The 25,533-nt window shown below is 54.5% G+C and carries 22 protein-coding genes; 16 read left to right on the top strand and 6 right to left on the bottom strand.

Annotation, left to right across the window (positions count from 1 at the left end; all coding sequences use genetic code 11):
• Nucleotides 1-7: 7 nt before the first annotated feature.
• The 10 genes from pabB (at nucleotide 8) to V5T82_RS05850 (ending at nucleotide 11,035) form a co-directional block, all read left to right on the top strand.
• Complete coding sequence (gene pabB, locus V5T82_RS05895) at nucleotides 8-1,759, top strand: aminodeoxychorismate synthase component I (protein WP_332894685.1); 1,752 nt, start codon at nucleotides 8-10, stop codon at nucleotides 1,757-1,759.
• A 92-nt stretch (nucleotides 1,760-1,851) separates the two neighbouring features.
• Nucleotides 1,852-2,640 carry a hypothetical protein gene (locus tag V5T82_RS05890; protein ID WP_332894684.1) on the top strand — a complete coding sequence of 263 codons (789 nt, stop codon included), beginning with the start codon at nucleotides 1,852-1,854 and terminating at the stop codon, nucleotides 2,638-2,640.
• A gap of 134 nt (nucleotides 2,641-2,774) precedes the next feature.
• Nucleotides 2,775-3,953 carry an acyl-CoA dehydrogenase gene (locus V5T82_RS05885; RefSeq protein ID WP_332894683.1) on the top strand — a complete coding sequence of 393 codons (1,179 nt, stop codon included), beginning with the start codon at nucleotides 2,775-2,777 and terminating at the stop codon, nucleotides 3,951-3,953.
• Nucleotides 3,954-4,111: 158 nt separating this feature from the next.
• Nucleotides 4,112-5,359 carry a hypothetical protein gene (locus tag V5T82_RS05880; protein ID WP_332894682.1) on the top strand — a complete coding sequence of 416 codons (1,248 nt, stop codon included), beginning with the start codon at nucleotides 4,112-4,114 and terminating at the stop codon, nucleotides 5,357-5,359.
• Between the two features lie 127 nt (nucleotides 5,360-5,486).
• Entirely contained in the window at nucleotides 5,487-5,885 is a 399-nt protein-coding gene (locus tag V5T82_RS05875; RefSeq protein ID WP_332894681.1) for a hypothetical protein, read from the top strand.
• A gap of 237 nt (nucleotides 5,886-6,122) precedes the next feature.
• Complete coding sequence (nadA, locus tag V5T82_RS05870) at nucleotides 6,123-7,136, top strand: quinolinate synthase NadA (RefSeq protein ID WP_332894680.1); 1,014 nt, start codon at nucleotides 6,123-6,125, stop codon at nucleotides 7,134-7,136.
• 3 nt (nucleotides 7,137-7,139) lie between these two features.
• On the top strand, nucleotides 7,140-8,000 hold the full coding sequence (gene nadC / locus V5T82_RS05865; RefSeq protein ID WP_332894679.1) for a carboxylating nicotinate-nucleotide diphosphorylase: 861 nt from the start codon (nucleotides 7,140-7,142) through the stop codon (nucleotides 7,998-8,000).
• 40 nt (nucleotides 8,001-8,040) lie between these two features.
• The gene (nadB, locus tag V5T82_RS05860) at nucleotides 8,041-9,678 is read left to right on the top strand and encodes an L-aspartate oxidase (RefSeq protein ID WP_332894678.1); all 1,638 of its coding nucleotides are present in this window, start codon (nucleotides 8,041-8,043) and stop codon (nucleotides 9,676-9,678) included.
• 14 nt (nucleotides 9,679-9,692) lie between these two features.
• Nucleotides 9,693-10,361 carry an SDR family NAD(P)-dependent oxidoreductase gene (locus V5T82_RS05855; protein ID WP_332894677.1) on the top strand — a complete coding sequence of 223 codons (669 nt, stop codon included), beginning with the start codon at nucleotides 9,693-9,695 and terminating at the stop codon, nucleotides 10,359-10,361.
• Nucleotides 10,358-11,035, top strand: coding sequence for a D-glycero-alpha-D-manno-heptose-1,7-bisphosphate 7-phosphatase (locus tag V5T82_RS05850; RefSeq protein ID WP_332894676.1), 678 nt, complete (start codon nucleotides 10,358-10,360; stop codon nucleotides 11,033-11,035). The genes V5T82_RS05855 and V5T82_RS05850 overlap by 4 nt, the downstream gene beginning before the upstream one ends.
• Here V5T82_RS05850 and V5T82_RS18210 read toward each other — a convergent pair.
• The 5 genes from V5T82_RS18210 to V5T82_RS05830 form a co-directional block, all read right to left on the bottom strand.
• Nucleotides 11,032-11,250 (bottom strand): DUF2325 domain-containing protein, encoded by a 219-nt coding sequence (locus V5T82_RS18210; protein WP_503629697.1) that lies wholly within the window; start codon nucleotides 11,248-11,250, stop codon nucleotides 11,032-11,034. The genes V5T82_RS05850 and V5T82_RS18210 overlap by 4 nt on opposite strands.
• A complete protein-coding gene (locus V5T82_RS05845) occupies nucleotides 11,208-11,711 on the bottom strand; it encodes a hypothetical protein (protein ID WP_332894675.1) in 504 nt (167 codons plus the stop codon). The genes V5T82_RS18210 and V5T82_RS05845 overlap by 43 nt, the downstream gene beginning before the upstream one ends.
• 336 nt (nucleotides 11,712-12,047) lie before the next feature.
• The gene (locus tag V5T82_RS05840) at nucleotides 12,048-13,781 is read right to left on the bottom strand and encodes a diguanylate cyclase (RefSeq protein WP_332894674.1); all 1,734 of its coding nucleotides are present in this window, start codon (nucleotides 13,779-13,781) and stop codon (nucleotides 12,048-12,050) included.
• Entirely contained in the window at nucleotides 13,774-14,166 is a 393-nt protein-coding gene (locus V5T82_RS05835; RefSeq protein ID WP_332894673.1) for a response regulator, read from the bottom strand. The genes V5T82_RS05840 and V5T82_RS05835 overlap by 8 nt, the downstream gene beginning before the upstream one ends.
• Before the next feature lie 81 nt (nucleotides 14,167-14,247).
• Entirely contained in the window at nucleotides 14,248-16,854 is a 2,607-nt protein-coding gene (locus V5T82_RS05830) for a PAS domain S-box protein (RefSeq protein WP_332894672.1), read from the bottom strand.
• Nucleotides 16,855-16,933: 79 nt separating this feature from the next.
• Here V5T82_RS05830 and V5T82_RS05825 point away from each other — a divergent pair, with 79 nt between their 5' ends.
• Nucleotides 16,934-18,862 carry a hypothetical protein gene (locus V5T82_RS05825; protein WP_332894671.1) on the top strand — a complete coding sequence of 643 codons (1,929 nt, stop codon included), beginning with the start codon at nucleotides 16,934-16,936 and terminating at the stop codon, nucleotides 18,860-18,862.
• On the opposite strand, the gene V5T82_RS05820 is transcribed toward V5T82_RS05825, so the two are convergent.
• Nucleotides 18,859-19,203 carry a DUF6166 domain-containing protein gene (locus V5T82_RS05820; RefSeq protein ID WP_332894670.1) on the bottom strand — a complete coding sequence of 115 codons (345 nt, stop codon included), beginning with the start codon at nucleotides 19,201-19,203 and terminating at the stop codon, nucleotides 18,859-18,861. The two genes, V5T82_RS05825 and V5T82_RS05820, sit on opposite strands and share 4 nt — an antisense overlap.
• 366 nt (nucleotides 19,204-19,569) lie before the next feature.
• Here V5T82_RS05820 and cpaB point away from each other — a divergent pair, with 366 nt between their 5' ends.
• From cpaB to V5T82_RS05795, 5 genes are read left to right on the top strand one after another with little or no spacing between them, the layout of a single operon-like run.
• Nucleotides 19,570-20,613: a Flp pilus assembly protein CpaB gene (cpaB, locus tag V5T82_RS05815; RefSeq protein ID WP_332894669.1), complete on the top strand. Its 1,044-nt coding sequence runs from the start codon at nucleotides 19,570-19,572 to the stop codon at nucleotides 20,611-20,613.
• Nucleotides 20,610-22,091, top strand: a complete 1,482-nt coding sequence (locus tag V5T82_RS05810) for a type II and III secretion system protein family protein (RefSeq protein ID WP_332894668.1) — start codon at nucleotides 20,610-20,612, stop codon at nucleotides 22,089-22,091. Before cpaB ends, V5T82_RS05810 begins: the two co-directional genes overlap by 4 nt.
• Before the next feature lie 6 nt (nucleotides 22,092-22,097).
• Entirely contained in the window at nucleotides 22,098-22,724 is a 627-nt protein-coding gene (locus tag V5T82_RS05805; protein WP_332894667.1) for a CpaD family pilus assembly lipoprotein, read from the top strand.
• Nucleotides 22,725-22,742: 18 nt separating this feature from the next.
• Nucleotides 22,743-23,942: a CpaE/TadZ family protein gene (locus V5T82_RS05800; RefSeq protein WP_332894666.1), complete on the top strand. Its 1,200-nt coding sequence runs from the start codon at nucleotides 22,743-22,745 to the stop codon at nucleotides 23,940-23,942.
• 55 nt (nucleotides 23,943-23,997) lie between these two features.
• Nucleotides 23,998-25,533, top strand: coding sequence for a TadA family conjugal transfer-associated ATPase (locus V5T82_RS05795; RefSeq protein ID WP_332894665.1), 1,536 nt, complete (start codon nucleotides 23,998-24,000; stop codon nucleotides 25,531-25,533).

Genomic DNA, 25,533 nt, shown 5'->3' with positions numbered 1-25,533 from the left:
CCAAGGCATGACCTTAAAGCCCCCCTTCGTGCTGATTGACGACGCCCAAACACCGGGCGGCGCAACTGTGTTCACGCAGCCCGTTGATATTATCATCTGTCGGTCTCCTGGCGAGATCACAGAAACATTTGATCGCATTGAAGCTGCTCTTGCTGGGGGGCATTTCGTCGCGGGTTATATGGCTTATGAACTGGGCTTGGCCTTGGAAGACAAGCTCGCCCCGCTTTTAGCTAAAGACCTGGATACCCCGCTGATTTGGATGGGCGTATTTGACAAGCCCCACCCCTTGGACGCAGAGACCTTCAACACCTGGGCTGAAGATGACTATGCCGTCAATAACCTGCATCACTTGTTGTCACGAGAAGACTATATCGATCAGATCGAACGCATCCGCGACCACATCCGCGCGGGCGATGTGTATCAGATCAACCACACCTTCAAACAACGCTTTGACTTTTCAGGCAGCCCATTGGCTCTCTTTGCCCATTTGCGCAAAACCCAACGGGCAAAGTACGGCGCGCTTATAGCAACGGGGGAAGACCACATTTTGTCCTTGTCCCCGGAACTGTTCTTTGAAAGTGACGGTCGTTCTGTACGCACGCGCCCGATGAAAGGGACGGCGCCCCGTCTTGCCAACCCTGAGCGCGATGCCCAGCAAGTGACGTGGCTCAAGACGGATGAAAAATCGCGCGCCGAAAATTTGATGATCGTCGATTTGTTGCGCAACGACTTAGGCCGCATATCACTTGTCGGTTCTGTTCATGTCACTGATTTGTTTGATGTCGAAACCTTCCCCACCGTTCATCAAATGACGTCAAGTATTGAAGCAAAGCCGAAACCCGGAACGACGTTTCGCCATATCACCCAAGCCCTCTTCCCGTGCGGGTCCGTCACCGGCGCGCCTAAGGTCAAAGCCATGGAACTGATCAGCGGGTTGGAGCCAGATCAACGTGGCGTGTATACCGGCGGCGTTGGTTATTCGGGCCCCGGTGGAACGCATCGCTATAACGTCGCCATTCGCACCCTGCATATACGCAATGACACGGGAGAGATCGGCATCGGTGGTGGCATCGTTTACGATTCCGATCCCGCTTCGGAGTGGGAAGAATGCCACATCAAAGCCCGTTTTCTCACCGGGCAGCATGAACCGTTTGATTTGCTGGAAACACTAAAGTGGGACCCGCAAACCGGCTTTGTGTTATTGGACCACCACATGGCGCGCATGAAGGCGTCGGCAAAATCATTTGGCTATCCGTTCGACGAAGACGCCGTCCGACAGGGTTTGGACGAGGCGCTCAATGGCCTGAAGAGAGATCAACGCGTGCGGCTTTTGCTCAACGCGAACGGCTCTGCGCAGGTGGAGACAGAGGATTTAACCGACATCACCAGCCTCACCTTCGAACTTGCCTCGACGCGGATCGACCGCTCCTCACCATTTGTCTATCACAAGACCACCAACAGAGATTTTTACGACAAGCCCCGCGCGGCCTCAAAATGTGATGAAGTCGTTTTCCTAAACGACGCTGGGGAACTCACCGAGGGCTCGTTTACCAACCTTTTTGTAGAAATCGATGGACAATTGGTGACCCCTCCCGTGCAATCAGGAGTACTTGCCGGAACGCTCCGCCAAGAGCTTCTCGAAACCGGGCAATGTACTGAAATGGTATTATTTATCAAAGACCTAGAACGCGCCAACCAAATCTTTTTGGGCAACTCTGTGCGCGGTCTTGTGGTGGCGGAATTCAAAAATGGCGCGTAGTGTGACCGAGGACACAGTCAACCTAACCCAAAGGGCGTAATTTTAGACTTAAACAACACAGAATCTTGCATCTTTGAGGAAAGATCACCGTTATGTCCCCGTCACACGGAAATACGTCAAAAGGATACACATCCGCCAACAAAATCCACAAGGACACGTCTCCACCCGATCTCGATTACGGGGACGATATTCTGTATTACAAATCTGAAGAAGAAAACGCCGCGCCGGCGTGGGTCAAACGCCGCAAAAAGCGCCGCCAACAAGGCAAAGACAACGATTTGACCATGTTGTTAATGTTGTGCCTGTTTGCCTTTTTGATGTTGGGTGGCTTTGTCTTCGTCAAAGTAACACCGGGCGTGGATTTCAATTTTGCCGCCTTGTTTTCCATGGCGGGCGTCAAAAACGATCCGGCTTATCAACTGGGTAACGTCCGCTTGGGCACGACGCTCGATATCCTGCGCAAAGACTTCCCAAATGCCTACAAAGCCATGTCGGCCAATGGCTCCGTCACCATGTCTTTCAGTGACGACGACGGCGATTACACGGTTTGGTACGGTGAAGATGGGCCGATGCACATGGCTTACAAAGTGCGCCAAAACTACAATGCTCAGTCTGTTAGCGAAGATGAACTGGTCAACACAGTCGCCAAACGCTATGGACGGCCTTCGGTATCGGAATGTTCGAAGCGGTCCACCGATGGCGTCCGCGAATGTCGCTACAGCTGGTGGCTGCGCGGAGAGCTTCGCCTGGACATGGTAACACGGTTAAGCCAGCGCGAAGCCCCGGGCATCACCCAAGTCACCATGATGGCGACGGACACAAACATGGAAACCCAAGTCCGCCGTGCAAACTTGGGCACCAATGTGCGCAAACAAAACTAAGGGGTGGCGCAATAGAAAAGCCCGACTTCTTGCTCACCACGGTGGCCACATCGACCACCTACAATAAACTCTCCAAAGGCTAGTCTTCGTCTGGTATCAATGAAACTTACACAGGCCTTGTGGGAGTTTCCTCCATGTCATCAAAACCGCATTTTCGCTGGGAAGATCCGCTGTTGCTGGACGCACAACTAAGCGAAGACGAACGCTTGATCCAAAACACGGCACGCGACTACGCAAACGACAAACTGCTGCCCCGTATTGTCGAGGCCAACCGCAATGAAAGCTTCGATCCCGACATCATGACCGAAATGGGTGCCTTGGGACTGCTGGGCCCCACCCTGCCCGAAGACTACGGCTGCGCCAACACGTCCCACGTGGCTTATGGCTTGGTCGCGCGCGAAATTGAACGTGTCGACAGCGGCTATCGCTCCGCCATGAGCGTTCAGTCCTCTCTGGTCATGTATCCGATCTTTGCCTTCGGCTCGCAAGAGCTGCGCCTAGCTTACCTGCCCAAGCTCGCCACAGGGGAACTCATCGGCTGCTTTGGCTTGACCGAGCCGGACGCGGGCTCAGACCCCGCGTCCATGCGCACACGCGCGAAAAAAGTCGACGGCGGCTATGTGCTCACAGGTGCAAAGATGTGGATTACCAACTCACCCATCGCCGACATCGCGGTTGTATGGGCGAAACTGGACGGTGAAATCCGGGGCTTTGTTGTGGAACGCGACGCCAAAGGCTTCTCCACGCCCAAAATCGAAGGCAAATTTTCGCTCAGAGCGTCCATAACGGGTGAGATTGTGCTGGACGGTGTGTTCGTCCCCGACAGCCACATCTTCCCCGACGTCAAAGGCCTGAAAGGTCCGTTTTCTTGCCTCAACAAAGCGCGTTACGGCATCAGTTGGGGAGCGTTGGGGGCGGCGGAGTTCTGCTGGCTGGCAGCGCGCAACTATACCCTGGAACGCCAACAATTCGGCCGCCCTTTAGCCGCCACGCAACTGGTGCAAAAGAAGTTGGCCGACATGCAGACCGAAATTGCGTTGGGTCTCAATGCCTGCCTGACATTGGGGCGCATGATTGATGATGGAAAAGGTGCCCCCGAAGCCATTTCCATGCTGAAACGCAACTCTTGCGGCAAGGCCTTGGACATCGCGCGCCAAGCCCGCGACATGCACGGTGGCAACGGCATTTCCGATGAGTTCCATGTCATTCGCCACGCCATGAACTTAGAAGCCGTGAACACTTATGAAGGCACTCATGACATCCACGCCTTGATCCTGGGGCGCGCCCAAACGGGGCTCTCAGCCTTTAATTAAACGCCCTCACGGATGCAAAGACCTGCCAGTCAAGCTATCTCTGACGCCGTGCCTAAACGTTCAGCAATAAAGCCATGGAACCAGCTAATAATTTCCGATATCGTATCGTAATATTTAAACCATACGCGTGAAAAATCGATCTGGGAGAAACGGCTGAAATGGGCAAAGCCCCCCTCTTGTCTGTCTTTCTTGGCTTGGTGGCTTTCGTCTCCATTATGGCTTGGAATGTTTGGGTTGGCTTCCAAAATACGCAAACCGCGCTCAAGGCCAATCTGAACCTCATTTTGCGCGACAACAACCTTGCAAATCACGCGGTCCTGCAAGGCAATGTACAAAGCCTTCGGGATCTTTCATTTTGGGCTCAAGACCCAAATCATATGGCTTCGTATAGAGAGCACTGCGCAACAAGCCCTGACAAACATTGCCTGCCCGGGTTGATGACCAGCGCCGAACAGCGCGATGGAGCGAGCGCCCCCGAAGGTCTCAACTGTGGTCAGGGGGAACTTCTGGCCCAGTTATCGAATGCTGATCAAGAAACCTACAAAATTGGCCCCACCAAATGGATGGCGTCTGAAAAAACGATGGCCCCCATTGCCCATACCTTACCGGAGGGCGCGGGTTGGGTTTCCGCTTGTTTTGAGATGGATGCGATCCGCGAAATTTGGCGAAGCCTGGAATTGCCTCAAAAATCTTCAATGGCATTGGTCAGAGCGTCTGATTACCACCTTTGGATCCGCGAACCCTTTAAGCCAGAGCTTTTGGGCCGGGATCTTTCCGACGGTCCTTTGGTTGCTGCGATGATTGACCAAGCGCCGTCTGTGCATGGCATTGCAGATATCATCGCCACAAAAACAGATTTTGTTGCCCGAACCGTTGAGTGGAGCCCCATTGGGGTTGACGACTTGGTTTTGGTTGCGGGATATCCAAAGGATCATTTTATAACGACCTGGATAGACAGAGAGCAGATGAACCTCGTGACCCTTGGGGTCTTAATGCTCTCCCTGTTCGGTTTGGCCGGTTTGTCATGGGTGCTTCTCCAGCGCAGGTTTGAAGAAATTCAACATCTCAACAATCAACTGGAAAATTTGAACGCTGAATTGGAGCACCAAAACGTAGATCTGGAAACCGTCGTATCTCAACGCACCGAAGAACTCGCTACCCTCAACCAGGACCTTCGCGACAACTTGCGATCCTTGGAAGAAAAACTACGCGAAGCAGAGAAGAAACGTCGTGAGTTGGTCGTCACAATGTCTAACAAAGCCCAAAAAAGTGCGGATATGGCGCAGTTCAATGCGCAACTGGTCCATCAACTCCAATCCAATAGTGAAGAAATGGACGTGCTACGCGATCAAATTCGGTATTTTTCCGAAATGTTGGGACAAGACATAAAAACCCTCCACGATTAATCCGTTCAGTCACCTAATACTTTATTTCCAAGGCACTATTCTTTCGCACGATGGACGGAAATGAACGAACGCGCGAACATAAAGGTATGAAGAATTCTCCTCCGCCCCCATAGCTTTAGGACGAGACATGTTAAGCCAATACCCCACCCCCGCGCCCCAAACTGACGCCATTCAAGCTACCTTCCATAATGAAGACGCGCGCGATTTTGTCATCTCCACCGACACAGGAAACCTGTGCTTCAAAATCACGCGCAAAGCCCTGCGTGAGTTTGAAAAAGAAGGCCTTCACGCGATGGATGAGTGCTTAATTGAGTTAAGCGAACGGCTCACCCCCGCAAACGAACCGGAAAGACGCCCCGATCCGCTCACGTTGTTGAGCCAAATCATGATGGATAGCTTCAATACAGCAGACTCCCAAACCATGATGATCTGCGTCTTATGGCTTGGTCACCACTATCCGGCCGTTTGTGGGCTTAAAAAATACAATGATATGTACGAATTCTCTTGGGATAACCCTAAAGTATAATATGCTTTCGTTATGACCCCTTGGGGAAATGTGCCAATGAGCACACTGCCAGACGAACGAGAGCTCCTTGTGGGCTCTCGTTTTTCATTGAAAATCCCCGTTTTTTGCCGTTTTCACTTGCTGCAGTTGCGCACACCCCCTTCCCCAACCATATTGAGAAGGGTAAGATGGCCGTAAAATAAGATTCCCCCACATCACACAAATTCAACAGAAAACGGGTAAACCCCGCAAAACTTAATGACCGATACCGTAATATTGCCGGACAGCACGGCCAAGACCCTTGACGACATTGACCCGCACCTGGATTTGGAAGCGGAGATTGATCGCCTGCGCAAAGAAAAGAACGCCGTGATCTTAGCCCACTACTACCAAGACGGTGAAATCCAGGACTTGGCCGATTTCGTCGGCGACAGCCTGGATTTATCGCGCAAAGCCGCTGCCACTGACGCGGACATGATCGTCTTTTCCGGTGTGCGCTTCATGGCTGAAGTCGCAAAAGTCCTAAGCCCGGAAAAAACCGTTGTCATTCCCGATGCCGAAGCCGGCTGTTCGCTTGAAGACAGCTGTCAGGCCGAAGCGTTCAAAACATGGCGCGATGCCCACCCTGGACACATCTCCCTCACCTACATCAATTGTTCGGCTGAGGTCAAAGCCCTGTCCGACGTGATTGTCACGTCATCCAGCGCCGAGCACATCATCAAGAACCTGCCCGAAGACCAGCCCGTCCTGTTCGCACCGGACCGCCACTTAGGCGCATACTTGGAACGCAAGACGGGGCGCAAGATGGTTCTGTGGCCGGGCACCTGCATTGTGCACGAACAATTCTCGGCGCGCGAAATTTCACGGCTCAAGACCCAAAACCCGGGCGCCCTGGTTGCCGCGCACCCGGAATGCCCCGAAAGCATTTTGGAGGTGTCCGACCACGTCGGCTCTACCAGCCAAATCCTGAACTTCGTCGACACCAACCCGGCCAAACAATTCATCGTCGCGACGGAAACGCACATCATCCACCAAATGGAAAAAGCCAATCCGGATAAGACCTTCTTGCCCGCGCCTGGTGCCGACGGCGGATGCGACTGCGGGAATTGTCCGTACATGGAGCTGAACACGCTGGAAAAAATCTATCTGGCGATGGTCAATGAAACACCCGCCATCACCATGGACGAAGACCTGCGTGCACGGGCGCAAAAACCGCTCGACCGCATGCTCGAACTGGCGCCTGCCGCAAACCCCTCTCAGAGTGCTGCCTAAACCATGATTCAAAGCGACCTCCCCGACACCATCAACGCGGTGCAAGTCACTCAGTTGATCGAAATGGCCTTGTCCGAAGACTTAGGGACGGACGGCGACATCACGTCAAGCTCCACCGTGCCCGAAGACATGCAGTTCACCGGCGTCATGGCAGCACGCCACGAAATGGTCGTCGCGGGTCTGTGGCTGACTGAACGCGTCTTCCATGCCGTTGATACGGCCATCATGTGGACCCCCGACGTCAAAGACGGCGACTTTGTCAAAGCCGGAACTGTTTTGGGCCGGGTGCGTGGCCCTGGTCGCGCGCTTTTGACGGCGGAACGCACAGCCCTGAACTTCCTGCAAAACTTGTGCGGCATAGCGACACTGTCAAAGACCTATGTAGACGCTGTGGACGGCACGGGCGCAACCATTTTGGACACCCGCAAAACCCAGCCCGGGTATCGCGATTTGGCGAAATACGCCACCCGCATGGGCGGCGCCACCAACCATCGCATGCGCTTGGACGATCTGGTCTTGATCAAAGACAACCACGTGGCTGTGGCGGGCTCTATTGAGGCCGCCGTGAACAGCGCCAAAGCCGCCGGACACACCAAGATCGAGGTCGAATGCGACACCCTTGAACAGGTCTGCGAAGCCGTGGCCTTGGACGTGGATGCGATCTTGTTGGACAATATGGGCCTGCGCGAACTGCGCGAAGCGGTCACCATCATATCGGGCCGCGCGCGCTCCGAAGCGTCGGGCGGCGTGACTCTAGACACCGTGCGCGCCATTGCCGAAACGGGTGTGGACAGCATCTCCATCGGACGCCTCACCCAATCCGCCCCAGCGTGCGACATCGGTCTGGACTGGAATGCAGACTGAGAAACCCTTATAACCTTCTGCAGGAATAAGGGACCAAGCGGTGAGTGTAGAAAACCAATTTGATGTGCTGGTTGTCGGAAGCGGGGCTTCGGGGCTGAATTTAGCCTTGGAAATGGCGGATTTTGCTCGTGTGGCGGTGATCACCAAGGCCGCCCTTCACGAAAGCAACACCTACTACGCCCAAGGCGGTATTGCCGCCGTGCTGGACGAACACGACAGCATCGAAAGCCATATTGCGGACACTTTGGACGCAGGCGCAGGCCTGTGCGACGAAGACGTGGTCCGCTTTATTGTCGAACATGGCCGCGAAGCCATCGAAACTTTGGCAAATTACGGCGTTGAGTTCACCACCCGCGACGACGACAAACACGCCGACGAATACCACCTCACCCGCGAAGGCGGCCACAGCCACCGTCGCGTGGTTCACGCCGCCGACGCCACGGGGCAAGCCATCGAGCTGACCATGGAAGAGCGTTGCCGCGAACATGCCAATATCTCTATCTTTGAACACCACAACGCGGTTGATCTGTGGTGCGAGCGCGATTTTCACGGCCGCACAAAGCGCGTCACGGGCCTGCATGCGCTCAACACCCAATCGGGCGAAGTCCGGGCGTTCTCAGCCCCCTTTGTGGTGCTGGCGACGGGTGGTGTGTCGAAAGTCTATCTCTATACCTCCAACCCAGACATCTGCACCGGCGACGGCATTGCCATGGCATGGCGTGCGGGGTGTCGTGTGGCGAACCTGGAATTTACCCAGTTTCACCCGACGTGCCTCTATCATCACAAAGCCAAGTCCTTTTTGGTCTCCGAAGCCGTGCGCGGTGAAGGCGGCAAGCTCAAACGCGCCGATGGCTCGCGCTTTATGGACAGCTTCGACGAGCGCGGCGAACTGGCTCCGCGCGACATCGTGGCCCGCGCAATTGACTATGAGATGAAGCGTCTGGGTGAAGATTGCATGTATCTGGACATCAGCCACAAGGGCGAGGACTTCATCAAAGAGCACTTCCCGATGATCTCCGGCACGGTCGCCGACTATGGCTTCGACATGGCAGCCGAGGCCCTGCCGGTGGTGCCTGCCGCCCACTACACCTGTGGCGGTGTGATGGTGGACCAACGCGGACGCACGGACGTCAAGGGTTTGTACGCCATCGGCGAAGTCACCTACACCGGGCTCCATGGCGCGAACCGCATGGCGTCGAATTCGTTGTTGGAATGTTTTGTCTATTCCACAGCTGCAGCCGATGACATCAAAGAACGCCTGCATCGCGCCAAAGTGGATGAAGAAACCCTGCCCCCCGCGACACCGCCTTGGGATGAAAGCAAAGTCACAGGGTCGGATGAACAAGTCATCATTTCCCACAACTGGGACGAGCTGCGCCGCTTCATGTGGGACTACGTCGGCATCGTGCGCACGGACAAACGTTTGGCCCGCGCACAAAACCGCATCGATATGCTTCAAGCTGAAATCGTCGAATACTATGGCAACACCCGGGTGAACGGCGATTTGTTGGAGCTGCGCAACTTGGCTGTGTGTTCAGAGCTGATTATCCGCGCAGCCCAATCGCGCAAAGAAAGCCGGGGCCTGCATTATACGTTGGACTATCCTGAAATGGATACGACCAAGCCACCCACGCCCACCGTTTTGGTGCCGAAGCGCTATCCCGGCCCGTCGAATTGAGGAACAAGACAAACATGCAAGGACCATTGGACGGAAAATCCGCCCTGATCACCGGGGCCGTCGGCGGCATTGGATTGATTGCCGCGCGCGCGTTGGCGCAAACCGGATGCGAATTGCATTTGGTTGGGCAAAACTTTTCCAAGCTGTACGAAGCCGCCCAAGACATCCGCGAAACCTTTGGCGTCACCGTGGAACAACGCATGGGCAACCCCGCCAGCCCCGTTGACGCCGAAGCCATCGGCATGGCCAGTGCCGATGCCGATATTTTCCTCAGCTGCACCGGCAATTTGCCGCGCGGCACGTTGGAAGACATCGAAGACGGCCAGTGGCGCAAAAGTTGGGAACAAGCCGTTTTCGCACCGCTGAACATGGCGCGTGAAATGACCGGGCACATGAACGATGAAGAACGCGGCCTGATCGTGCTGGTGATTGACGCCCCTGCAAAAACCGACAACGCCGACATTTGCGCATCCGTTGCGGGGGCGGCTCTGAAAACCTTAATCGAAGGCCTTGCACAAGAATTGGTGAAGGGCGTGCGCATCGTGGGTCTGCTGACTGAACGCCGTGTTGACGCGCGCAAGCTGGCTGAAACGTTCACACGCTTGACCCTGAACCAAGAAGACATCGCCACTGGATCCGTGCTGACCTGCGAAGACATTCTCAAAAGCGAAGAAGAAGAATGACCGCTTTCCCAGAACCAAACCGCTTTCCTGAAGGCGCAAGTCTGACCGACGGCGTGTGGACACAAATTTTCACCCCGCGTGCCCAGACCCAAAGCCGCCCGGCCCTGTTTTTAGACCGCGACGGCGTGGTGGTTGAAGAAGCCCACTACCTGCACAAAGTCGAAGACGTGCAGCTCACACCCAACGCCGCAGACGTGATCAAAACGGCCAATGCTAAAAACATCCCCGTCGTGCTTGTGACGAACCAAGCGGGCATTGGCTATCGCATGTTTGAATGGGATGATTTTGTTAACGTGCAAGAGCGAATTATGGTGGACCTCGCCGAAGGTGGAGCTCATTTGGACGGCGTGTTTGCTTGCCCGTTTTCCGCCAAAGGCCAGGACATCTATTTCCACGAAGACCACCCCGCGCGCAAACCCAACGCAGGCATGCTCAACTTCGCCCGCGATTTGATGGGCATTGAACTGTCGAAATCCTGGATTGTCGGTGATCGCGACTTGGATTTGTTGGCCGGCAAAAATGCCGGCTGTGCGGGCGGCGTTCATGTGTTGACGGGCCACGGAAACAAAGACGGCGCGCGCGAAAGTGCCCTCGCCGTCGGTGATGAAACGTTTCAGGCCTTAAGTGCTCAAAACTTGTCTGAAGCGAAGGAACTTCTGAAGGTTCTGGCTTAATTCACCTGGGCTATACCTTGCAAACCGCTCATAAACGCGCCTAAACCTGAAGAACGCACAGGTTTCATAGGTTTACCACTTAGCCGGCATTGGCTTTTGATGTGGTCTACAGCAGCGTGACTGACACAATCGGACGGGAACACCACCACATCGGCCTGCTCCAACAACCCGCCTAAGCGTTCAAAACTTTGTTGTTTTCCGCCATCATGGTGCAGCTTTGCCCAACGAACGTGGGAACTGCGTTTTCCAAGATGAGAGTTTCGCTTTCCAAGTCCTCGAGATCACGTTTCAGGCTTTCGCGCTCGAACTCCAACTGTTCAATCCGCTTGGCTTTACGCGCTAAGGAATCTTGCAAGCCACGATTGATCTTGTCGATATCAGCCAGTGCCTCACGCAGGCCTTCAACGACCGCCTCTATGTTGGAAAAGCTCTTTGCATCACCCCCGTTCGCTTCGAACAGGCTATTTCGGTTTTGACGCTGAAGTTCATCACTTTCGGTCCGCAACCCGGCAATGATGCGGTCACGTGAACAGACATCACACCGCGCGTGTTCCAGATCATCTTTTAAGCTATCAATGGCAACTTCGTTCTTACGCATGGTTTTGAGATCAGAGCGGTACGTTGCGCCAACCAAATGCGACAACATGTGCACCTCACCAAAAGCTTGATCACTCAATTCTTCCGTCAAGTTGGGGGGCGCAAGAACAGCCCAATACGGATTTAAGTCTATAAATTTATTGGGTTTTGTACGGGACAGGGCGAACAGCCCCTTGTGTTGCGAATCGTTCGCATAATCATTTTGACACGCGTTAGGGCAATCTTCACACATAGGCCTGACCTTTATACAAACACGTCATATGAAGTTGACATTTTCGACTAATTATTGCGAATGATTTGCATTTGCATATTTGATCAAGCGTATCCGTTTGTCAAAACCAGGCGTTCGGACACGCCCCGTCCGCACCTCACACAGTTGTGAAGAGCTTCACGCACCAGCTATGGGGAAATGTTTTTAGTCCGCTTTCAGGACCATGTTGCGACCGCCATGTTTGGCGGCATAAAGCGCTTTATCCGCAGCATCGGACAGCTCAGTTGCCGTGTCGCAATGTGGGAACGCCGAAATACCGCAACTGATAGTGACGGAGAACGAAGTTTCTTCCGTGTGGAACACAATTTCGGAAAAGGCTTTGCGGATTTGTTCGAAGACTTTGGCCGCTTCTTCCATTCCACTATCGGGCAAAATCGCGGCAAATTCCTCACCACCCATGCGACCGATAATATCTGCCCCGCGCAAGCGTTGGCGCAGCAATCGCGCCAAGGCCTTGATCACGCGATCGCCAACAGCGTGACCATGTGTGTCGTTGACGTTTTTGAAATGGTCAATGTCCAGCGCCGCCAAAGCCAGTTTGCCGTTGACCCGCTGGGTACGGGAAATTTCAGTTTCCAAGAGCTGCTTGGTGGTGGTGTGGTTGAACAGCCCCGTCATGCTGTCGCGCACCATGAAAGAGCGCAACTTGCGAAACCGGGCGGCGCGTATACGCACGGACGTCACCAAGTGGGTCGCGCGAATGGGTTTGGTGAGGAAATCGTCCCCGCCCAACTCCATAGCAGAGAGTTGCTTATCCTTATCGGCTTCACCCGACAGGAAGACAATGGGGATCCCTGCATATTCTTCGCGTTGACGCACAATGGCCGCGATTTCGTGACCGCTGCAATCGGGCATGTAGAGGTCCAACAGCACCAGCTCGGGCGAAAAGTCGTCCAGTACGTTGTAAATCTTCATCGGGTTGGTGACGATGCGCGTTTCCATGCTGGCACTTTGCAACACCACCTGGGTGTGCATCGCGAGGCCTTCATCGTCATCGACAATGACGACGCGAAACGGGTCTTCTTCATGGCGTTCTGTGACCCGGTCCAAAACATTGACCAAATCCGCCATATCCACGGGTTTGAGGATATAGGCTTTGACATCGGCCCGCACGGCACCCAAACGGGCCTTCATGTTGTCGACTTCCGTGTAGACAACCACGGGAATGTCTTGAAAGTCTGGATGGGCGCGTAAATTTTCCAAGGCATCAAACGCCGCTGTCTCAGCACCGTCAAAGTCCACCCCGGTGACAATGACGTCTAGCGCACCCTTTTCGCGCAGACAGCCCAACATCTTGGACGGATGATCAACAATTTCCACATCAAAGCCAAAATGTTCCAGTTCGATGCAGGCCTGTTTTCGCTGTTCTTCGGTATATTCCATCACGATTAGCAGGCTCATACGCGAACTGTCGTGCAAATCAGGCTGGGGTTCACGCAGCCGATCCTCGCCTTCGCCCTCTTCTGGTTCTTCTGGCTCTTCCGGCTGGGCAGGCTCATCGTGCACACCAACGATGTGTTGGTCGGCTTCATCCACGCCTTTGACTGCTTTGCGAATGCCTTCACATTCCTCCAAAAGCTGTTTAGTGAAGCTTTCGGGCACATGCAGGTCTTGGCCTTCTAAAATGGCAATGCACTTGTGCTCCATATCCCGCGCCAAAGTCGTGACGTCCGGAAAGCCAAAGGTCGCCCCGGAGCCCGCAAGCTTATGCGTCGCGTGCTTCATTTCGGCAATGATTTCGCGCTGTTGTTCGCCGCTGACTTGGGTCATGCGTTTAACGATAGCAATCAGCTCATCGACACGCTCGTCGATTTTGCCGGCATATTGCGCGCGCAGCGCCGCCAGTTTTTCTTCCATGGAAGACTGGCGATCAGCCATCGCATGTGCTCCAAATTTCTTGAATGCGGCCAGCCAAGGTCATGGGATCAAAGGGTTTTGCAATGACGTCAACGGCACCAAGCTCGCGGTATCGCTCAACATCCGACGGCATCACTTTCGCCGTCATGAAAACCGCTGGGGTTTCAGCCAACGCAGCAATATCGCGCAGGTTCACCAATGTGGTGGGGCCATCCATTTCCGGCATCATCACATCCAGCAAGATCAAATCAGGTGCAAAATCAGACGCTTGATCCAAGGCATCTTGCCCGGAACTGCACACACACAGGGTAAATCCCCCCACGGTTTCCAGTGCCATTTGAGCCACGACTTGGATGTCGGGATCGTCTTCAACGTAAAGAATTTTGCTGAGTTCGCCTTCGGCCATCACCAAATCCCATATTCAAAAATCATACAAACAGCATACACATTAACAAGGACTTAGGGCTCTGTCGCCCCCATTTTCACCTTAACTGACGACCAAATTCTTTCGATCAAAATCGAAATAAAAGGTTGTGCCGTTTCCATCTTCAGTCAAGAAATCAATTTCACCCTGCATTTTTTCAACAATCGCCTTGGTAATGCTCAAACCCAGGCCTGTTCCGCCTTTTTGGCGGGTATCGGAGGCATCGGCCTGGGTGAAATGCTTGAAAATCCGGCTTTGAAAGGTTGTCGGAATACCGGGACCGTTATCCGTCACGCTCACACGGATACGATTGTTGAATTCTTCCACTTTAATCATCACCTCCCCGCCCTTTGGTGAGAATTTCACCGCGTTAGAGATCAAATTCGCCATCACCTGCGCAAACCGGACCGAATCGACCTCGATGAAGGCATTGGGGACCGCCCCTTTGCAGATCAGACGGACATCATAGGTATCGGCATAAGCTTTGTTCACCTCCAAGGCCTGAAGCACCAACTCATCAACCACATGAGGATGCATGTCGAACACCATACGACCGGCTTCGAGCTTTTCCACATCCAAGATATCGTCAATCAAGTGCACCAAACGGTCTGAATTTTTCAGCGCGACGCTCAGCAGTGCCGAACACTGTTGGGACAATTCACCCACCGCCCCGCTGACCAATAAACCCAGCGATCCATGAATGGAGGTGAGAGGTGTGCGCAGTTCATGAGAAACGGTAGAAACAAACTCACTTTTTAAATGCTCAGCCGCCTTGCGGTCCGTGATGTCATGGACAATGCCGTTCAAGCGCACGGCCTTGCCCTCAGAATTATAAGTCAACTCGCCTTGGCCCATAACAATGCGCACGCTTCCATCGCCTAAGACAATGCGGTGTTCCAGCATATAGGAAGACTTTGTCGCCATGCTGACTTCGATGGTTTGACGGACATCTTCACGGTCGTCGGGGTGTACGGTTTTGATAAAGGCATCGATGTTATTTTCAAAACTTTTGGGGGAGCGCCCTAAGATGTTGAACAGTTCTTCCGTCCAATAAATATCGTTCGTTTCCAAATTCCAGCTCCACCCACCAATTTTGGCGATGCGTTGAGCGGATTTCAGATCTTCTTCTGAGCGGCGCAATTCTTCTTCGGCTTGCTTGCGATCGGTGATGTCGCGGGTGATGCCGAGAAACATTTTGCGGTCGCGGATTTGCATCTCCGTCACCGCCAAATCCAACGGGAAAAGCGTCCCGTCCTTGCGCACACCCGTAACTTCCCGGCTCACCCCAACTGCAGATCGTGTTTTCTGTGTCAGGTATGTCTGCAAGTATCTATCGTGATCCCCCTTGTCTGGGTCGGGCATCAACATCGAAATGTTATGGCCTTCAATTTCAGTGACATCATAACCAAAGATACGCGCCGCTGAGGCGTTGTAGCTTTCAATCACGCCTGTTTCATTGATGACGATGATGCCGTCCATCACGTTGTCGAGAATGGACTGCAACCGCCGTGCACTTTCGCTCAACCGGGCGCGACCGAAGTTGAACAAGACCGCAAGGCCCACCAACAAGACGGCTGCCAAGATGCTTGCCGCCATCATTTGCCAACTCACGGCAAGGTAAGTCGCATAGGCCTCTGCGTAGAGCATCTCCGTTGCGAGACCGAGCCCCATTTCCTCCACCCATAGCCAGGCCCCCACCACGCGGTGGCCCATGTAGCTTTGATAGCCTTCGATATTGTAGCCGCCTTCCCCTTGAATAACGCCACTGGCCATCAGAGTGAGCCCCCCCTGGTGGTTTGGCGCAATGCGCGCATTCGTTTGGCGGAGGTCTTGCCCCGGGTCGGTAATCTTGAGGTTCAAAATCGAATGGTCACTCTCAGAAATCATGCCGATTTGAACCAAATCGGCATTAAAACGGCTTTCGCTCAACAATGTGCCGTCCACATCGATGGCAAATGTTTCCAAACTGCTGCGTGCACGTCCGCTGGCCAAAATATTCGAAAAATCCTGAACGGGGTCCAGTTCGAACACCAAGATCGCAATAACATTACCGCCGTCCGCCCTGACCGGAGCCGCGACATACTGAGCCAAGTGCTCACGCCCCGCAAATGCAGCGGGGCGGTCCTCATGCAGATCGGAGACCGAACGATACATCGGTTTGGAAATCCGGCTTTTGTCCTCCAAAACACGTGTGACAAATCCTGGAATGGTAAATATGGGGCTGTGGGTGCCAATTTCACGGCTCTGAGAAGACGTCAGCACCCGTCCGTCCAGGCTCACGACAGAATACGCCTGTCCATCCCACCCTTGTAAGGCCGGCGTCAGCAGGTCGCTTGCTTCGCGGTGCAAAAGGTCAGGTGCATTTTCGCCATAGGCGATGAAGGTGCCGATGACGCCGACAATTTCAGAATCCAACGCCCAATGTTCAACGCTACGCCGGCGCAAACGTTCCCATTCAAGCATGCGCGCATGGGTCGCGTTTAAGGTGTCGAGCAACAAGCTCTTGAGCTCATTGCGGGCCGATTTTTGAACCTGTGTGGTGGTATAGCCGCTGATGACCAAAACCAGCAGGGCCGCGATGCTGGCTGCGACAATGTACCATTTTGGTTCGCCAACGCGCCGCGCACGCTCATTTTGTTTCGTTCGCACTGAGGTTTGTTGATCACCCATATGGACAGTCGCCGAAGGCTTCCCCCGCTCTTGAATTTCCAAGTTAGTTTACGGCATCAAACCAAAAGTGCACCAGTTTTTGAAATTGTCAGCATTCGCCCTTCTCGAAGCCATTGAATTCCGTCATGATCCGCCCATGCACGAGCCGATTCCAACCGCTCAACCCTCTTTATTCCTGCGTTTAGGCATCCTGTTCAGCGCGGGCCTGTTTGCCTTTCTGATCATCGCCTTGCGCGCCTATATGAACGAAACCCCGCCACCTTGGGTGGCCGAATGGTTCGTCGGCCCCGACGCTTATATGCGCATGGTGCGCGTACTGGACTGGTGGCAAAACGGCACGTGGTACGAAACCCAATCCCTGCGCAGCAACTGGCCCTATGGCGAAGTACAGCATTGGACCCGGCCTTTGGATGTGGTGATGGTGGCCCTTGCCACACCGCTGTCTTGGGTGCTCGGCGTTGCCAAAGCCCTCTTTTGGGTGGGTGTGGTCATCAGCCCCCTGATCGCGTGCCTGTCTATGGCTGTATTGGTTTGGGGCACACGCGGCGTCTTGGATTTGCGCGGCCAAGCCTTGTTTTTAGTTTTGTTTGCTTTCCAGCCCATCACACGGGCGTATTTTCTCGCGGCTCGCCCGGATCATCACAGCCTCATATTGCTGGGCTATTGTATCGTCTTGGCCATGTTGCTGCGCTTTGCCCTCGCGCCTTCTGCCAATCAACGCCTCATGGCTTGGGCGGGTGCCAGTTCTGCTTTTGGTGTTTGGGTCAGCATCGAAGGCCTCACAACCGAGCTTTTCGCCCTGTTTACATTGGCCCTGCCGTGGTTGCTCCAAGGGCGCGTGGATTGGCTGAAGGGTCTGCGCACCTTCACCTTCAGCAGCGCCGTCTTGTTAACCGTCATGCTGGCCGTCGAACGCCCACCGTCTGACTGGCTCGTGGCTGAAGAATACGACCGTCTGTCCATGGTCCATGTGTGGCTGTTTTGGCTGATTGCAGCGGGCGTGGAATTGATCTGGCGCTTGCAAGCCGCCTGCACCCAAAACAGCGCCAAAAGATGGGGCATATCAGCTTTAAGTGCTGCATTAGCATCACTGTTTATGTATTTGTCTTTTCATGATTTTTTCAAGGGCCCATTTGGCGCAGCTATGGACCAGCGCCTCGATCATATGTGGCTGGAAAAAATCGGCGAACTGCAGCCCCTGGTGGGCCACGATTGGGCCACAAATGTCGGTGGCGTCTTGGTGCTGCTGCCGGTGGTTTGGCTGATCGTTTGGGCGGTCAAAACCCAGCGCGAACGCACGCCCGGCACATGGCTTGACGAGCGCGTCATGATCGTCGCCCTGCCCAGCCTGTTATTCTTCCCCATGGCGATTTTTCAGATGCGTTGGGGGGCGTATTTTGGCGTGACCGTGTCCTTAGCTTGGGCCGCGCTGTTTCAGCGTCTCTTGGACTGGAACGGCGGCCCGAAAATCGGATCTGATCCAGGCACGCCGATTTTGCGCATCCCGGCTGTTTTGGGTTTGGTTATGGGACATGTGGCTGTCGCCATCGCCCTCGCGTTGATTGCCCCCGAGGCCGAAGACGACGGGCCAAGTGCCTGCCAATGGCGAGACCTCGCCCCGCACCTCAACAGCCAAGCCTTCAGTAACGGCAAACCACAAGTCATCCTCAGTCACATTCACCAGGGGCCGGAGATCCTGTACCGCACCCCCCACCGCGTGATCGGCAGCCCCTACCACCGAAACACCCAGGGCATTCTTGACGCCTATCGGGCTGTCACCGTGACCGATCCAGAAACCGTCCGCAACATCCTCGATGCGCGGAAGGTTAACTATTTGATTTTATGTGTTAATTCTGGTGAAGAACGCCACGCCTTGAAGGTGGAAGGCGACATCATGATGCGGCGCTATAGGGAAGGTCGGGAGCCCAGCTGGCTGGTCAAGCAAAGCCTCCAGGATCCTGAGCTGGACCAAGCATTTCGCATTTATCGATACCAGCCGAGCCCTTAAGAGACACCGCGCACTTTGTTCAAAAGCTCTTCCAAGGTCATGTCGACCTCCACCACGCCTTGCAAGGAAAGCTCGATTTGGTCCCCCTCCAGGGTCCAAAAGTCATTTTTCAAGCGCGCTATGGTGTTTTCACAAAATGATCGGTAATTGGCCAGGGCATGGCGCTCGTCCAATTGGTGGGCCAATATATCCAAAGCCAATTGATACGGGCCACTGCCAACATAACCCCATTCATAACCGTCTTCCGACAAACAGCGGATATCCAAACGGGGTTGAAGTGGCACGTCGTCAACAGTGACCTCGATCACATCACCATGCCTCGAACCTATGTACGTTGGCAAAAGCGCTCCTCCATCTTCGCATCGCAAAAGTCAAATTATCACGATTTATTCACCATTTAGAGGCCATCATACAATTTAATGATGAATTTTCGAAATTTGACCTTGTCAGGAAAGTTACAGTTGTTCGGGTGAAAGCTGGTGGTATACTCTGAAGCACATGATTTCACAGCACTTTCGGCTCTCAGAGCCCTGTGGAACTCGGGACCTAATGTGAGGGGGAACTGTTTGAACGCTAAGACGATACGCCTTGATTTTTCCCTTATGCAACAAGACCTTAGTTGCGTAATGGGTTTGTTGCGTCTTGGCGCTGGCGAAGTCGAAACGGCGTTCCCTACGGTCTCCAAAGATGGCAAAGGGTTCTAGAGCATGAGAATCGTCGTCATCGCTTTGGTCTTCGCGGCTATTATTTTGGCTGGTGGAACAGCGTATTTGCTGAACAATTATCTGTCTTCGCGTGAGGCCGATTTTGCGTCCATGGTGCCCAAGGCACCCACAAAAAGCGTTCTTGTCGCCAAAGCTGACCTGTCCATCGGCACCGTGCTCAATGACGGCAATACAGAATGGGTGCCTTGGCCCAACGACGCCGTTCGTCCGCTCTACTTCGTGAAGACCAAAAGCAGCGACCCCTTAAAAGACATGATGAAGGAAAAGACCCTAATCCGCCATTCGGTGTCCAAGGGCGATCCCATCACCAAGGCCAAAGTTTATAAATCCGAAGACCCCGGCTTCTTGCGCGGGGCTCTCGCTGCGGGCATGCGCGCTGTGGCGGTGAAGGCCAATCCCGAAACCACTTCGGCGGGCTTTATCTTGCCGGGCGACCATGTGGATATGCTGCTGACTCACAAGTTGGTGCGCAAAGCCATGGAACAAAGCGAAGAAACCGAAACGCAGCCCATCGCTTTGGACGTCACCACCGAAACGATTTTGGAAAACCTGCTTGTGATCGCCATCGATCAAAAGGTCAACGAGTTTGAAACCGGTGCTGTTTTGGGGAAAACCGTGTTGTTGGAAGTGACCCCAAAACAAGCGGAAATCATCAGCACGGCGAAAGATATGGGCAAGCTATCTTTGGTGCTGCGCGCTGCCGAAGCCGGTGAGCCCCGCACGGAACATCTGTACACAACCGACATCGAGGTGAGCCCCCTGCTCAGTTCCTTTGATGGCATGACCGCCGCAGGCAACACCGCCGGGGACTACGAAGAAGATATTGACGGCATTTCCCCTCCCGGTGTATCCGCCTTACCTGTTGCGCCGAGACCCAAAACTTTGAAGACGCCAGCCGTGGCCCCAGCCCCTGCCCCAATCCCGGCCCCGGCAGCACCACAGCGTAAAATCAAAGTTTATCGTGGAACGGCCCTTCCTGCGGCCGATGAAGCCGAAGACACAGGCGATGAGGAGGTGATCGAATGAGCGCACAATTGCTCTCGCGTCTCTCCAAATCTTTCATCTCCAAGTCCGTTCTGGCTGGGGTTTCTCTGGCGATGCTGGGCAGCGTGTCCAGCGCGCAGCAGTTGCCGGGCACTTCGGGCGGTAATGGCAGTCAAACGCTGGGCACCATCTCAGCGCAAAACACAAATGCCACGCAAAACCAAGATGCTGAGTGGCAGATGCACGGCACCAGCGAAGTCGTTCGCGTGCCCTTGGACAAAGTCGTATCGGTGCGCCTGCCCGCGCAAATCCAAAACGTCGTCGTCGCCAATCCTTTGGTCGCGGACATCATCTTGCCCCAAGACGGCACTGGGGCTCACGCCTACATTTTGGCACGGCAAGTGGGTTCGACTTCGATCATCTTCGAAGACATTGACGGCAACATCTTGTTCCAAGGCGACATCCAAGTCGACGTCGATGTGGCAGGCATTCAATCAGCATTGAAAGAGCTGCTGCCCGATGAACTGATCGAAGTCAGTTCACAGCGCAACGGTGTGTTCCTCAAAGGCTTTGTGCGCGATGCAAGCACCTCTGCGCATGCCGTCAATATTGCCCGTCGTTTTGTGCCCGACAGCTTGAACATCATCAACAATATGGAAGTGCTGGGCAGCCGTCAGGTGATTTTGCAGGTCCGTGTCGCGGAAATGAAGCGCACCGCCATCAAAAAGCTGGGCCTGGATTTGACGGCGACACTGGAATTTGGTCCTTTGTCGTCCATTTCCTTTACCCCCGCCTACGCGGCGACTGCGGTTGATTCCGCCTTTGCGACCGGCACGGTCGTGCCGGGCATTACCGGGTTGGGCGATATTTCCTACCGCGTGATGGAACAAACGGGTCTTGCCAAAACGTTGGCCGAACCGACATTGACCGCCATTTCCGGTGAAACCGCGACTTTCTTGGCCGGTGGTTCGTTCCCCATGCCAACCGCGGTGGACGACAACGGCACGGTGACCTACGAACAACAAGAATACGGCGTGCGCCTCAGCTTCACCCCGACGGTCATGGGCGAAGGCCAAATCAGCCTGCACTTGGCAACCGAGGTTTCTGACCAAGACACCACGGTTGCGGTCAACGGTTTCCCGGGGCTGTCCATGAAGCGCACCGAAACCATCATTGATTTACCGTCTGGCGGTTCCATGATGATTTCCGGCCTGATCCAAAACGATGTCAGCAACACCATCAACGGTGTCCCCGGTTTCAAAGAACTGCCGATTTTGGGGCAATTGTTCCGCAGTGAAAACTTCCAAAACGAAGAAACGGAACTGATTGTGACCGTCACGGCCTACTTAGCAAAATCCGTTGGCAATGATTCACGTCTTGCCTTGCCCACGGACGGTTTTGTTCCGGCCAGCGATTTGGATATGTATCTGTTGGGTCACTTGCACAAGCAATACACCCACACCAACCTGCCCCCCTACGCCGCGCCTTTGGCGGGGACGTTTGGCTACATTATGGAGTAAGCGGTTATGACACCATCAATCGCAAAAGGCTTTCGCCGGTTCACACTCCTGAGCGCTTGCACACTCGCAATCGCAGCCTGCACCTATGGACCGGATGCCGGTAAGGGCGGCGACTATCGCCAAAACCACCCGATTAAAGTCGGCAGTGAGCCCGTGGCCTTAACCATTGCCCTGCCCGTCAATGGCGGTCGCTTGAGCCCTGGCGATAAAGCGAAGTTTCACGAGTTCTTGCGCACCTTCGTGAGCCGCGCGGCGACCGCAGTCAGTGTCGAAACCACCCAACCGGACGTGGCCCGCAAAACCCTGTTGCAAAACGGCCTGCGCGAAGGCGAGTTTATTGTGATTGAAAGCGATGCCATCAAAGCCCCCAACGCCGTGATGAGCTTTAAGGCCGCAAAAGTCGTGACCCCGGAATGCGGTGATTTTAGCAGCCAATCGGGTTTTACCGGGTCCAACAAGCTGCACGCAAACTTCGGCTGCTCGCTCCAACGCAACACGGGTGAAATGATTGACGACCCCAATCGTTTGATCACCTCTTCACCGCGCACAGGCGGCAGTTCCAGCCGGATCGATGCCGGTATCTTCACCCACCAATCCGGCACGGTGAAACCACGCCTGCTCGACGGCAATTAAGGATAGGGAGAGGGTGACTTGATTCTCAGGATCAACATAGGCGCTTTTGTTCTGACCGATGCCGTTCGTGACGCCGTTGACGAGCTGGGTGCGGATCGTGCGTTTTTGCGTTCCAGCGTCAACGTGACCGAAGGCGGCATGGCGGCTGCGCTTGATTTTTTGTCGCAACGCTCCACGCCTGAACTGCTGATCATCGAAACCACTGCCGAAGACCAAGCTCTGTTTGATGAGCTCAACGCCCTGGCCGACGTGTGCCAGCCGGGCACGCGCGTGATCTTGATCGGCGCTGAAAACGACATCAACCTGTTCAAGACCTTGATCGACCAAGGCATCAGCCAATACTTCCTGCGTACCGTTTCGGGTGAAGAACTGATTGCGTCCGTTATCGATGCATTTGCAGAAAAATCGGCTGCGGACAAAAGCCGCACCATTGCCTTTTATGGTATGCGCGGCGGGGTCGGCAGCTCTGAAATCGCCCACAACGTGGCCTTGGAACTGGCCACCAAATACGACGAAGATGTGATCTTGGTTGATTTGGACATCCCCTTTGGCACGGCTGCGTTAAGTTACAACATCCAACCGGCCCAAACCGTTGCCGACGCCGTCGCCCAAGCCGGATCCATCGACGAGCCGTTGATGATGCGCTACCTGGAAAACGGCGGCAAAAACGTGTCTTTGCTGTGTGCGCCGGGTCATTTCAACAGCGGCATTGAAATCAGCTCCCAAGCGTTGGAAATGGTGCTTAAAGTCGTCAAGCAAATGGCCAGCTACGTGATCTTGGACGTTCCCCACGATTGGAACCCTTGGATCCAAGAAGTGCTGGTCGACGCCGATGACACAGTCATTATCGGCACCCCTGATCTCTATAACTTACGTGATGGCAAAAACCTGTTTGAATTCTTGGCCCCGAACCGGGGGCTAGAGGCACCGACGCGCTTGGTCTTAAACAAAACGGGAATGATCAAAAAAGGTGAGCTCAGCGAAAAAGAATTCACAGAAGTTCTGGGCACAAAACCCAACCTGTCCATCCCGTTCGATGGCGAAGCGTTTGCTGCGGCCATGAACAATGGCGAACTGTTAAACACCGTCGCCCCCAAAGGGGAAGCGACGGCTGCGGTTCAAAACTTGGCCCGTATGGTCAGCGGTAAAGAAAGCCGCACCAGTTTGGAAAAAGAATCCAAAAGCGGCGGCCTGCTATCGTCGCTGTTTAAGAAATAGAGCCATCTGGCTTTAAACACATAAACACTACATCTGACGGACAAAAGACCGAAACATGTTTGGACGACGCGGATCATCAGGAGGAGGCTCCCCCCCACCCAAGTTAGGCGGTGGGGAAAAGAAAGAGGCCGCGCCTCAACCCAAACCTGCGCCTGCACCTGCGCCAGAGCCTGCGCAAAAAGCTGACCAGGCACCTGAACCTGCACCCGCACCGGAGCCCAAAGCAGAAGCTGCGCCCAAGCCGCAGCCCAAACCCATCGGCAAGCCTGCAGAGCCGGAACCGCAAGCCAAAGAAGACGCCAGCCTGAGCGCCGAAGCCAAAGAGAAGCTCGACGAAATCAAGGTCAACGTCTTCAACGATTTGATGGAAGCCGTCGACCTGTCTGAGCTGAGCTCCCTCACGCCCGATCAGGTGCGCGAAGAAATCAACGATATGGTCAGCGAGATCATTTCCATGCGGGGCTTGGTGCTGTCGTTACAAGAACAGCAAACCGTCATTCAAGACATCTGCAACGACATCTTAGGTCTTGGCCCGTTGGAACCCTTGCTGATCCGCGACGACATCGCCGACTTGATGGTCAACGGCCCCGACGTGACCTATATCGAGGTCAACGGCAAGATGGAAATGACGGACGTAAAATTCCGCGACCAAGCGCAATTGATGAACATCTGTCAGCGCATCGTGTCCGCTGTGGGTCGTCGTGTGGACGAAGCCAGCCCCATTTGTGATGCGCGCTTGGCGGACGGTTCTCGTGTCAACGTCATCGCGCCGCCACTGGCCATTGACGGCACCGCACTCACCATTCGTAAGTTTAAGAAAGACAAACTGACGCTGGAAAACTTGCTGCAGTTTGGTTCCATCACCCCGGAATTGAAAGCGGTGTTGGAGGTGATCTCCGCCATTCGCATGAACTGCTTGATTTCCGGGGGTACGGGTTCGGGCAAAACCACCCTGCTCAACTGTATGACGGGTCACATCGATCCGGCGGAACGCATCATCACGTGTGAGGATTCCGCCGAGCTGCAATTGCAACAGCCCCACGTGGTGCGTCTGGAAACCCGCCCGCCAAACTTGGAAGGCAAGGGTGAAATTTCCATGCGCGACTTGGTCAAGAACTGCCTGCGTATGCGCCCGGAACGCATTATCGTGGGTGAGGTTCGCGGACCCGAAGCGTTCGATTTGCTGCAAGCCATGAACACGGGCCACGACGGTTCCATGGGCACCGTCCACGCCAACAACCCGCGCGAAGCGATTTCGCGTGTGGAAAACATGATCATGATGGGCGGCTATAACCTGCCGTCCAAAGCCATGCGCGAACAAATTTCCGGCGCGGTTCACATCATTGTCCAGGCCGCCCGCCTGCGTGATGGCTCGCGTAAAATTACCCACCTTACCGAAGTGGTCGGTATGGAAGGCGACGTGGTCACGTTGCAAGATCTCTGCGTCTATGAAATTGAAGGCGAGGACGAAAACGGCAAACTGGTCGGTCGCCACAAGTTCACAGGCATGCGCCCCAGTTTTTGGGACAAAGCCAAGTACTATGGACAAGAACCGAAGCTCGCCGAAGCGATGCAGTTCACAGGGATCTAA

Source organism: Magnetovibrio sp. PR-2 (genome assembly GCF_036689815.1).
GTDB lineage: Bacteria > Pseudomonadota > Alphaproteobacteria > Rhodospirillales > Magnetovibrionaceae > Magnetovibrio.
The sequence above is the reverse complement of the archived record's forward strand: the minus strand, read 5'-3'. Positions and strand labels throughout refer to the sequence as shown.

Bases quoted from the DNA above. Each gene is read 5' to 3' on its own strand.
- V5T82_RS05795 (WP_332894665.1), top strand. From the start codon at position 23,998: ATGTTTGGACGACGCGGATCATCAGGAGGAGGCTCCCCCCCACCCAAG.
- V5T82_RS05890 (WP_332894684.1), top strand. From the start codon at position 1,852: ATGTCCCCGTCACACGGAAATACGTCAAAAGGATACACATCCGCCAAC.
- V5T82_RS05875 (WP_332894681.1), top strand. From the start codon at position 5,487: ATGTTAAGCCAATACCCCACCCCCGCGCCCCAAACTGACGCCATTCAA.
- V5T82_RS05840 (WP_332894674.1), bottom strand. From the start codon at position 13,781: ATGGCTGATCGCCAGTCTTCCATGGAAGAAAAACTGGCGGCGCTGCGC.
- V5T82_RS05880 (WP_332894682.1), top strand. From the start codon at position 4,112: ATGGGCAAAGCCCCCCTCTTGTCTGTCTTTCTTGGCTTGGTGGCTTTC.
- pabB (WP_332894685.1), top strand. From the start codon at position 8: ATGACCTTAAAGCCCCCCTTCGTGCTGATTGACGACGCCCAAACACCG.
- V5T82_RS05850 (WP_332894676.1), top strand. From the start codon at position 10,358: ATGACCGCTTTCCCAGAACCAAACCGCTTTCCTGAAGGCGCAAGTCTG.
- V5T82_RS05810 (WP_332894668.1), top strand. From the start codon at position 20,610: ATGAGCGCACAATTGCTCTCGCGTCTCTCCAAATCTTTCATCTCCAAG.
- V5T82_RS05835 (WP_332894673.1), bottom strand. From the start codon at position 14,166: ATGGCCGAAGGCGAACTCAGCAAAATTCTTTACGTTGAAGACGATCCC.
- V5T82_RS05805 (WP_332894667.1), top strand. From the start codon at position 22,098: ATGACACCATCAATCGCAAAAGGCTTTCGCCGGTTCACACTCCTGAGC.
- nadA (WP_332894680.1), top strand. From the start codon at position 6,123: ATGACCGATACCGTAATATTGCCGGACAGCACGGCCAAGACCCTTGAC.
- V5T82_RS05885 (WP_332894683.1), top strand. From the start codon at position 2,775: ATGTCATCAAAACCGCATTTTCGCTGGGAAGATCCGCTGTTGCTGGAC.
- cpaB (WP_332894669.1), top strand. From the start codon at position 19,570: ATGAGAATCGTCGTCATCGCTTTGGTCTTCGCGGCTATTATTTTGGCT.
- nadC (WP_332894679.1), top strand. From the start codon at position 7,140: ATGATTCAAAGCGACCTCCCCGACACCATCAACGCGGTGCAAGTCACT.
- V5T82_RS05830 (WP_332894672.1), bottom strand. From the start codon at position 16,854: ATGGGTGATCAACAAACCTCAGTGCGAACGAAACAAAATGAGCGTGCG.
- V5T82_RS05855 (WP_332894677.1), top strand. From the start codon at position 9,693: ATGCAAGGACCATTGGACGGAAAATCCGCCCTGATCACCGGGGCCGTC.